Genomic DNA, 9800 nt, shown 5'->3' with positions numbered 1-9800 from the left:
CAAAACCCGGGCCCCCACCCCCCCCCGCGCCCGAGGGGGGGGGGGCGCCCCCCCCCCCCCCGGGGCGCGGGGCCCCCCCCCCCTGGGGGGGGGGGCCCGGGGGGGGGGCCCCCCCCCCGCCCCCCCCCACGTGACTCGGGAATCCCCGATGGCTTGTTCCGTGGTCTGGCGTTGGTGAGTCGTCGCGTTCGGCGTTCGGGTGCAAGCGCGTCGGCTGCCGGACGGGGACTATCTGCGAGGAAGGCGGAGGCTTTCCTGCTTCGTCAGCAGCCCCAGGACCGCGCGTTCCTTGTGGTGGATGAACCAGCGCTCGGCCAGGTCGCGGTCCACGAGCCTGCCCAGGCCCTGCTCCGCCGAGGAGGTCAGTTCGATGGTCTCCCATCCGCCGAGGGACTCGGCGAACTCCTCGGCGATCGCGTTGAACGACGGCCCCTGGAAGTAGGACACGGCGGTGTCCGTGCTCGCGAGGGGCTGTCCTGAGAGGTCCGAGATCAGCGTGTCGGCGGCTCGGCGTGCTTCGAAGTAGTCGGTGCTGGTCTGCTTGACCTCGTCGCGCATCACGTTGAGGACCTGCTGGCGGTAGGTGCGCGGTTTAAAGCAGTCCCGATAGGAGAAGTCGTTGGGGGTTCCGTCGGTCTGGATCACCTGAAAGCCAGGGTGCGGGCCCCAGAGAGGGGGCGCGATGGCGAAGGCCTCCACACCGGGGCCGATCTTGACTGCCGCCTCGGGGTGCATGTGGAGGAGGTCCAGAAGGAGCTGGTGGTGTTCGGGGTCGTCCACCGTGCTGCCCACCGGGTACCCGCGCAGTACTGCGCGGACGGCCTTCTTGGCGTCTTCCTTGGTCCGGTACTTGCGCTGCCCTATCAAGAACTCTGGCACTGACGGTTCCCTTCTGCAGTGGTCCGTCCTCCGCCCCTGGGCGGCGACGAACACGAGTCATTACCGCCATAACACCCCATTTCGGGCATCTATTCCCCTGTGCCTGGATGACGCGTCGTCATGGGGCGCCTCGGCTCAGCGGACTTCGGCCGGCGTGCTGTCGATGGCGCGCAGCAGGTCGTACTGGTCGGGGGTGAGGTCGGTGCCGGGGTTGCGCAGCCATTGGCGGTAGGTGCGGGTGTCTGCGGGCTGGGTGAGTTTCTCGCCGCGGGTGTGGCGGAGGTGGGCCTGCTGGTAGTGGCGTTGCCAGGCGAGGTCCCAGGGCGGGTTCCACCAGGGGTCGAGTTCGAAGAGGGCGTCGAGGAGGTCGGCGAAGCCCTTCTGGTCCTCGGTGGTGGGGTCGGTGTCGGGGGCGATGTTGGCGGCGCGTCGGCGCAGGTTGTTGAGGTCGCGGCCGAAGGGGCGGCCGTCGGGGGTGGTGTAGCCGGAGGAGACCGCGAGGCCTCCGAACTCGGCGGCGGTCTGGCGGGCGTAGGTGATCAGGAGTTGGCGGGTTTCGCTGCGGGGCTCCCAGACCATGCCGATGTCGTCGAGGAAGTCGGTCTGCCAGGGCTTGAGCTCGCCGGAGCGGCGGGCGGAGCGTTGGGCGTCGAGCCAGGCGGGCAGTTCGAGGAAGCGGGGGTCGGTGCCCTGGCCGGGAAGGGTGCGGGGTGGGGCCAGGTGGCCGTGTTCGTTGTGGAAGTCGGCGGCGGCGGCCGCTCCGATGGCCCAGTCGGCGGTGACGCCGGAGGGGCGGGTGACGTGGAGTTTGATGACCTGGGCGACTTCCCGGGGGGTCAGGACGATGCCGTCGGGGCCGATGATCTCGGGGGTGCCGGGGCCGTCGCCGAAGGGCGGGGTGGCCGTCTGCTGCTCGGGGAGCTCCACCACCGGCACTTTCGTCTCCCCGTCCTCGGGTGCGGAGCCGGCACCGGCGGCGGCCGGAGGGGTGGGTTTGGTCTCGGTGAGTTGGGTGGTGGGCAGGCGGTCGCTGATGCGGCGGTCGTGGGCGCGCAGGGCGAGGAGGATGTCGTAGAGGGGCTTGTAGTAGCGGTAGTTGAGCAGGTCCTGGGGGTCTTCGCCGGGGGCGAGGTAGAGGGGGACGAGGAGGGTGGCTTTCGAGCCGTCGGGGCGGGGGCGCAGGGCGCGGCCGAGGGCCTGGACGATGCCGACGACGTCGGTGCGGGGTGCGGCGAAGCAGACGTCGACGCTGGTGGAGTCCCATCCTTCGCCCAGGAGTCGGCAGTTGGAGACGAGGGTGAGGTGGCTGGGGCGGCCGTCGTCGGTGAGGGGCTGGGGGCCGGTGAGGTTGTCGAGGAGGGTGACGCGGTCGGGGTGGTCCATGTGGACGGTGTCCGCGCGCAGGGTGGCGGGGACCAGCGGCACGTCCTCGGTGTCCTGGTCGGCGTGGGGGCCGGGGGTGGTTTCGCCGGTGAGGGCTGCGGCGGTCTCGAGGAAGGTGTCGGTGAAGGCCTGGGCGTCTTTGACGCGCTGGTGGAAGCTGATCCACTTACCGGCCTGACCGCCGGGGTAGCGGGCGGCGGTCTTGAGCAGGGCGGTGGACAGGCTGATCAGTGCGGCGGTGTCCTGGTCGGTGGCGTTGCGGGTGCGGCGCAGCTGGTGCTGCAGGCCGGGGTGTTCGACGACGACCATGACGATGCGGTAGTCGCAGACCAGGCCTGCGGAGATCGCCTCGCTCAGTTCCATCCGGTAGACGGTTGGCCCGTAGGTGTCGGGGTCGTCCATGGATACGGCGACGCACAGTCCGCTTTCGCCGGGGCGGAGGGGTTCGCTGTAGGAGGGGTCGGACTCCCAGATCCGGGGGGTGGCGGTGTAGTAGAGGCGGCGGCGGGCGGGGACCTTGGTGTCGTCGTGGACGGCGGCCCAGGCCTTGTTGATGCTGCCGGAGGTGCGGTGGGCCTCGTCCGCGATCAGCAGGTCCCAGGCCGGCAGGGTGCGGGCGGCGTGTGCGGTGAGGAGGGCACCCTGCTTGTCCTCTCCGGCGGCCAGGGAGGCGTAGGTGGCGAAGACCGTGTAGTGGTCGAGGCCGTCCAGGAGGGCGGCGAGCTCGGCCGGGTCGGTGGTCTGCGGGATGCCGATCTCATCGAGGTCGGCCCTCGGGCTGCACACCGCCAGGAGGGCGCCGTGATGGTCGTTCTGTTCCTGCCAGACCCGTACGGTCTGCACGAGCAGGTCGAGGGTGGGGACCATGACCACGGTGCGCCGGACGTGGCCGCTGTGGGCGAGGTGTTCGGCGGTGCGGGCGGCGACCAGGGTCTTGCCGCAGCCGCAGGGCATGACGACGGTGGCGCGGCCGCCGTCGGTGACGGCGGTGACGGAGGCGTTCACGGCGGTGCGCTGGTCACGGCGCAGGGTGTGGCGGGCGGGCGGGCGCATCATGGGGTGGTCTTTCGTCCGGCGGGCCGGGGCACGGGTCAGAGTTCGAATTTGATGTGGACCAGGTCGCGGAGATCGACGTCCATGCCGCTGCCGCGCAGGCCGAAGTAGGCCTCCGCGACACCCTGTCCGACGATCTGGAGGGCGCCTTTCTCATCGCCCGCGTCGCGGGCGGCCAGGAGCCGCTGGGTCTCCGAGGCGGTCAGGTCCTCGTCCAGGCGGCGTTCGCGGCCGTCGTCGCTGGTGCCGGCGGAGGCACTTTCGAAGGTGAAGGTGGCGGTGATGTAGGCGCGCAGTCCCCGGCGGCGCATGGCGTCGTCGGTCTTGCGTGCGAGGCGGGAGCGGAAGCGGGCCGCGACCTGCTGGTGCAGGCGGTCGGCGAACGCGGCGGGCGGGTTGCGGCGCTGGCCGCGCAGATAGCGGCGCACCGTCTCGGGGTGCACGCCCAGGAGCCGGGCGACGCGGGCGGTGCTGCGGCCGAGGCGGCGATGGAGGAAGGCAACCTGGGCCTGGGGGCTTTTCGGCATGCCGCGCTGGGGAACGGCCGCAAGCTTGTCGCGCTCGGTGCGGTGGATGGCCCACAGGGCGTCCAGTACGGGGGTTGCGGACATCACTTGCCTCCCAGAGCGGCGTCGGTGCGGCCGTCCTTGACACGGCTCGCCGGATTCTTGTTGAGCGCGGCCACCTGCAGGTACCAGTCCATGGGCTGGACGCCCTCCAGCTTCACGCGGCCCGGGTTGGCACCGATGGTGAAGCCTCCCTTGTGGCCGGTCAGCCAGCCGATGTCCGGGGTGGGTGAGGCGAAGACGATGCAGTCGGTGTTGACGGCCAGCGGGCGGGCGCCGGTAGCCCTGGCCGTGTTGATGAGCTTGCGGTTCATGACGGCCCGGTAGCGGGCGAGGATCGCAGCGCGGTGATCGGGCCGCCAGTCGGGCCGCTCCAGACTGCTCCAGCGCGCATTCAGGCCCTCGGCACGGCGGCCGTAGTCCTGCGGACCCTGCCGGTACTTCCCGATCGCGCCCTTCACGGTCTGCTTGATCGCCTTGAGAACCAACAGGTCGGTGGCATGCGCGGCCCGGAATACGGGGTCGTTGCCGATGCGGTCCATCGCCTGCAGGAACTCAGGGGGCGACAGGGGGCTGCCGTCGTCGTGGGTGACCGCTCCCAGCGCGGTCATGGTCTCCATATAGGCGGCGTTCAGGTGCTCGTACCAGGGCTTGAGGTAGGGGCCGTTGCCGAACGCCGGCACGGGCCCGGCATCCCGACGCCGCTCGTCGTAGCGGTCCGGGTGCGGGGCGATGCCCATCTTCCGGGCCTGGGCGTCGTTGGGGCGCAGGTAGGCCAGGGCTGGGCGGGGGGTGTGGCCGAGTTCGGCCGCCAGATCGATCGTGTGGGTCTCGTACCAGGCCGGTCCGGTGGGGCGCGCCCCGTCCGGGGTGAACGGGTTGGGCAGCAGCGGGTCCGTCTCGACGCCGGAGAGGTCCTCCAGCCAGCTGCCGGGAACCTTCTTGTCGAAGACGGGACGCTGCACCTCGTAGGGGGCGCAGGTTCCCATGGGGGTGGAGTTGCAGGCGGCGAAGAACGCCATCATCGTGTCGAGGCCGACGACGAACTCCATCTCACGCTCCTGGTCGGTGGGCATGCGCCACCACTTCAGGGCCTCCTCGTTCAGGGTCTGGGCCGGGTCCCTCTCGTCGCGGCCCTCGGCCAGGGGGTGGTCCTTCGTGGCCTCCGGCGGTGCGGGGTCCACGGGCAGGTGCAGGGCGCCCTCCAGCCACTTCGCGCGGACCTTGCCGGTGTTCTCGTCCCGCCAGGCGCGGGTACGCGGACGCAGGGCGCTCATCAGTTCCTGGCCGGTCACGGCCGTGGTCGAGACCGGCGTCATGAGCCGGTCGCTGTAGACGCGCAGGAAGCGGACCACTTCGGCCACCGCGGAGGAGGGGCGGCGCGTTTCCCTGTCGACGGGCAGCGGCCAGCCCCCGGTGGTGAGAGCCCCCCAGGGCAGGATGGCCAGCTGCACCGACCGCCGGCCGGACGAGACGCGCTGGAAAAGGCGTACCCAGGCGGAGAACCAGGGCTTGCTGCCCCGCTGCGGCATCTCCCAGCCGTGCGCGGCCAGCTCGGCGATGACCGGGTGGTCGACGGGCAGGGCCCGGTCCTCACCGTCCTCACGGTCGGGCAGCCCCAGCGCCCGCACGGCCTCGGCCGTCAGCACGATCAGCGGGTCGCCGTCACGACCGCTGGGGTGCAGACGGGGCGTGCCGAAGGGCCGATCGGCGGCCCAGGTCACCAGCTCACGGATACTCGTCGCCGAGCAGGGGATCACCTTCCCGCTGGAGAGGTGGGCGCGCCGGTTGCCGTCGATGACCGCGAACGGCCCGTACTCGAACGCGCGCCCGCTGGTTTCCTCGTCGGGGACCAGCTCCTGGTCGTCCGTCGGGGTGTCGTCGGCGGGCACGTCACCGGCCCCGGTGACCGGTGCACTGCCCGCGCCGGTCTCGCGGGCCAGAGCGCTGGCTGCGGCGGCCTCGGTGACGGCAGCGGGCCAGCTTCCTGGCCGTGGGGTGACCGCGTGCCCTGTTGAGGCCGGGAGCGCCGCGGTGACCGGCGGGTGCGGCTGGAGCTCCCCGCTACTCACCACGGGCCCCTCCGGCAGAGCAGGGCCGCCCTCGTCGTCGGGCTCAGCAGGCGCGGGCGCAACGACGGGAGCAGCAAGGATGTCGCCGGCAATGGGCTCCGCGGGGGCGGGCTCCGCAGGGGTAGACATCACGGCGGGGGTGGCGTCCTCGCGCAGCAGCCGATCGGCGATGTGCCCGGGCAGCGGCAGGAAGCGGGCCCGGGGGATGTCGGGCTCCACGGCCAGCGACGCGAGGCGGCCCATCCCCCGCTCACTCACGTCGATCCGGGCCGCCTGACCCATGCGGGTCAGCGCCAGCGTCACGTCGGCGTCCAGCCGCGCGATCAGCCCAGGGTCGTCACTGTCAACGACCGCCAGGACCGGTAGCCGGGCCTGGCGTGCCAGACGGGACAGCCGGCGTACCGAGTCCGTGAGCGCTTCTCCGGAGAGCGCGAGGTGCTCATCGGGCATGTGCTGGAGCCGGTCCACCACCACCAGCGCAAGCGGAGTGGCGCTACCCCAGTCCGTGGCAACCTCGGTGATCACATCCGCGTCCAGATCTGCGCCGTCGTCGATGAACAGTGTGTCCCGCTCGCGCAGCGCCGCTTCCGCCAGGCGCGCGGCGGCCGCCTCCGGCTCGGGCAGTGTGCCCGCACGCCAGCCGTGGTAGCTGACCCCTGCGTGCGCGGCCACTGCCCGGGCCACCACGTCCGCCTTCGACAGGCCCGAGGCCGCGTACAGTACGCCGCGGCCGTCGGCCAGCGCCGTCTGCCGTGCGGCAGCCACCGCGAGCAGGCTCCCGCCCGCACCGGGGGTTGCCGCGATCAGCGTCAGACGGCTGGTGCTGATGCCCCGCACGATCGCGTCGAGCGCCGGCAGCCCGAACGTCAGCCGTGGCAGGGCAGCTCCTGCGCCGAGGACATCCGCGGCCGCCGCCAGCCGCCGCTTCCCTTTCACCGCGACCGGCTCGAACGAAGCCGAAACGGGGGGCGAGGGACGTACCGACAGGGCGGGGCCGGGCAGCATTACCGCCACCGGGTGCCCGTAACGGGTCAGCACCTGGGGCACGCCGTTCGCGGCACCGCTGACCAGGTCACCGAGCTTGTTCCGCGCATCGCTCACAGGGGTTTCCACAGCCTGGGCCACCGGAGCCGCAGCTTCCAGCCACTCCAGCGGAGCGAGAACCGCCACCTCGTCCTGACGAGTCAGAGTGACAGCCTGGCCACTGTTCGCCTGTCCCACCAGCTCGGACCACCCACTACGCGCCTGATGGACACCGATGGTCCGCCCGCCGGGACCTCCATCCGGTGCATTCGCGGCCACGTGAGCAGTCATTCCCAACCCCATCCAAGAGTTTCGTACCGAACCCAAGAGAATCGTACCGCAAAGCAGCATTACGACATCAACTCAGCAGAAGATCAAGCAAGTTCAACTCAGAGTGGCGGTACAACTTGGATGATCGGCAGAGGAGGCGGGGAGTGACGATGCTCCTTCAGGGCAACGCAACCGGGGTCCATGCACAGGAGCTGATGTCCGCGCGGAACGTGAGGGTGCCACCGTGGACGGGACACACGCCCCCACGGCACGGTGCAGCGGCTCGGGTCGGCGGCGGTGCTCTGCAGGGCCTGGGCGCGGCGCGTAGCACTGGCGGGGCAGCCAGGCGTTCGGGCAAAGGCCCAGAAACGGATCCCGAACCCCGTGGCAGGGTGAGAACAACCGCCGCGCCTCCCCCACGGGCCGCGCGCGGGACGTGCTCCAGAGCACAGGCCGACGCCCGCCAGCCGGCCCGCGCTCGGCCTCCCAAGGCGCGGACGCCGGGAGCGCGGACGCCGGGGGGACGCGGACGGCCCGCTCGAAGGCATCCGCCGCCCGCTGAACGCGGTCACGCACCACGGCCGGGGCGTGCGCGGCCGCCACCGCCAGGAGACCGCCGAGGACTGCGACGTCACCGGCACCCTCGTCCTGCCCAGCCCGGCGTGCCGTGGAGGGTGGCGGCCCTGGTGTCACCGTTTTAGGGGGACGCCGGGGCCAGCCCGGGTTCAGCCCAGCGGGAGCGGTTCGGCCAGCGGAGCCCGCCGAGTGGGTTGCTGGCGCTTCTGGACGTGGATCATGAGCCGGTCGATGAAGCGTCCGGGCGGTGGGTAGCCGTCGGTCTTGGTCAGCAGGTAGTCACTGACCACGAGCGTGCGTGCCTTGACCGTTGTGGCGCCCTGGGTAATGCCGGCGACTGCGATCTCTTGGGCGAGGGCGTCGAGGTCGCGTCCAAGGGCGGTGTAGAGACGGTGTGCTGCGGCGTCGACGAGTTCGATCGCGTCCCGGGTGGCTCCGCGGACCAGCCGTTGATGTGCCCTGAGTTCGTCGGTGTCCGTGGTGTCCGGGGCGGGATAGGCGGTGGCTGCGATGTCGTGGTGGTGGGTGTGCTTGGTAGCGGCGCGGAACTCAGGGTTTTCTGCGAGGTCTGCGGCCATGCGCTGTTGTTCCGCGGCCTTGAGGGCGTTCTCGTCGTCCTGGCGGATTTCCTGAGCGCATTCGTGTTCGGCGAGGAAGAGGTCGCGCTCGGCGGTCAGCTCGGTGTGCCAGGCGGCTCGTGCGATCCACATGTGGGGCAGGCCCTCGGTCATGAAGCACATGACCACTACGGTGACGTGACTTGCGTGGCGTGAGGCGGCCCTGCGCAGCTTCCGGAGCTGTCGGGCGGCTTCCGGGGTGAGCTGCTCTTCTGCTGTGGGCCCGTCGGCAAGGGGATTGGCGTCGCTCAGGAGAACGAAGTCCTCGGCGTTGAAAACGTCGTGGTCGTAGTAGAGGACTCGGGCGCCACACCTGTGGGCGAGGGCGATGAAGTCCTCGGCGTTGACCAGGTCCTCCTCAAGAAGGACGTGGGAGCCCCCTGGTTCGGGCACCGCGGCCAGCGGGTTCAGGCCCCTCGTGTCCGCCATTAGAGGGATCTCGTCCACTAGTTTCCGCAGGTCAGATGTGGTGCTGGTCGGAGTCGTCTTGGTCATGGTCAGTCCCTTTCCGATCCTGCCGGCACGCCCCGTGCCAGAGGGCCGCAGATCGTAGGGAGTGGGTCTGACAACACCGCCGTGCCGCGCGGTCAAGCCGCCGCCAACCGAGCCTCACCCCGACACCGGCGGCCTCCAGGCACCACGGGGCGGCCGGGCGGTAGAGCTGCCATACACAAGGCCGAGGGGTCCCGCCCGTCACCGGCAGGCGAAAGGGCAGCTGGGCCGACGGGCCGAGCGGAGTCACCCAGGGTGCCGGCACCTCACGCGCCCACGACGCCAGGGGTGCCGGAAGCCCGGTGTGTGGCCGGGCGTCTGCCCGGGTGATGCGGGAACGATTCTCCGTGCGGTTGTGCACGGCTGGGCAGGTCGACGTTGCCAGCGTGGTGGCGCATATGTCCGCTCCACCCGACAGACAGGATCGATCTGGTGCATCTGCGTAACGCCGCCGTCGCCGCCCTCGGCGCTTTCACCCTCCTGCTGGCCCTCCCAAACTCCGCGTCCGCCGCAACCGGGGAGTTCCACTACAAGACCAGCACCGGCACCACCCAGTTGCTGCTCGACCCCGCCAGCGAGGAATGCGTCAACCTCCCCGAGACAACGGCGGAAACCCCGGGCTCCGCCCCGCAAAACCTCACCGCCTCGACAGCAACCGTGTTCACCGAGTTCGACTGCGACGGCGACGACTACATCGTGATGAACCCCGGCAAGAAGCTCGGGGACAACGTCAAGGTCCGGTCGGTCGTCTTCAACTGACCCCGCCTCACCCGCCGGGTCCACTGGGCCCGGCAGGTGATCCACCAACACCCTGTGTGTCGATCATCCGATCATTGGGTTACGGAACGTAGCGTGCCCGACGGGATTCC

General features: G+C 70.9%; 6 protein-coding genes. 1 reads left to right on the top strand and 5 read right to left on the bottom strand.

From position 1 onward, the window contains the following. Nucleotides 1-228 precede the first annotated feature (228 nt). From ACIPXC_RS12430 to ACIPXC_RS12410, 5 genes are all read right to left on the bottom strand, one after another. The gene (locus ACIPXC_RS12430) at nucleotides 229-879 is read right to left on the bottom strand and encodes a DUF3223 domain-containing protein (RefSeq protein WP_401616163.1); all 651 of its coding nucleotides are present in this window, start codon (nucleotides 877-879) and stop codon (nucleotides 229-231) included. Between the two features lie 135 nt (nucleotides 880-1014). Next, on the bottom strand, nucleotides 1015-3318 hold the full coding sequence (locus ACIPXC_RS12425; RefSeq protein ID WP_401616161.1) for a DEAD/DEAH box helicase family protein: 2304 nt from the start codon (nucleotides 3316-3318) through the stop codon (nucleotides 1015-1017). Between the two features lie 35 nt (nucleotides 3319-3353). Beyond that, nucleotides 3354-3926, bottom strand: coding sequence for a telomere-protecting terminal protein Tpg (gene tpg, locus ACIPXC_RS12420; protein WP_401616159.1), 573 nt, complete (start codon nucleotides 3924-3926; stop codon nucleotides 3354-3356). After that, complete coding sequence (locus ACIPXC_RS12415; protein ID WP_401616157.1) at nucleotides 3926-7054, bottom strand: DnaB-like helicase C-terminal domain-containing protein; 3129 nt, start codon at nucleotides 7052-7054, stop codon at nucleotides 3926-3928. Before ACIPXC_RS12415 ends, tpg begins: the two co-directional genes overlap by 1 nt. A 917-nt stretch (nucleotides 7055-7971) precedes the next feature. After that, the gene (locus ACIPXC_RS12410) at nucleotides 7972-8934 is read right to left on the bottom strand and encodes a hypothetical protein (protein WP_401616155.1); all 963 of its coding nucleotides are present in this window, start codon (nucleotides 8932-8934) and stop codon (nucleotides 7972-7974) included. Between the two features lie 429 nt (nucleotides 8935-9363). On the opposite strand from ACIPXC_RS12410, the gene ACIPXC_RS12405 reads away from it, so the two are divergent. Then, the gene (locus ACIPXC_RS12405; RefSeq protein ID WP_401616153.1) at nucleotides 9364-9690 is read left to right on the top strand and encodes a hypothetical protein; all 327 of its coding nucleotides are present in this window, start codon (nucleotides 9364-9366) and stop codon (nucleotides 9688-9690) included. Nucleotides 9691-9800 lie beyond the last annotated feature (110 nt).

Source organism: Streptomyces sp. NPDC090021 (assembly GCF_044748225.1).
GTDB lineage: Bacteria > Actinomycetota > Actinomycetes > Streptomycetales > Streptomycetaceae > Streptomyces.
The sequence above is the reverse complement of the archived record's forward strand: the minus strand, read 5'-3'. Positions and strand labels throughout refer to the sequence as shown.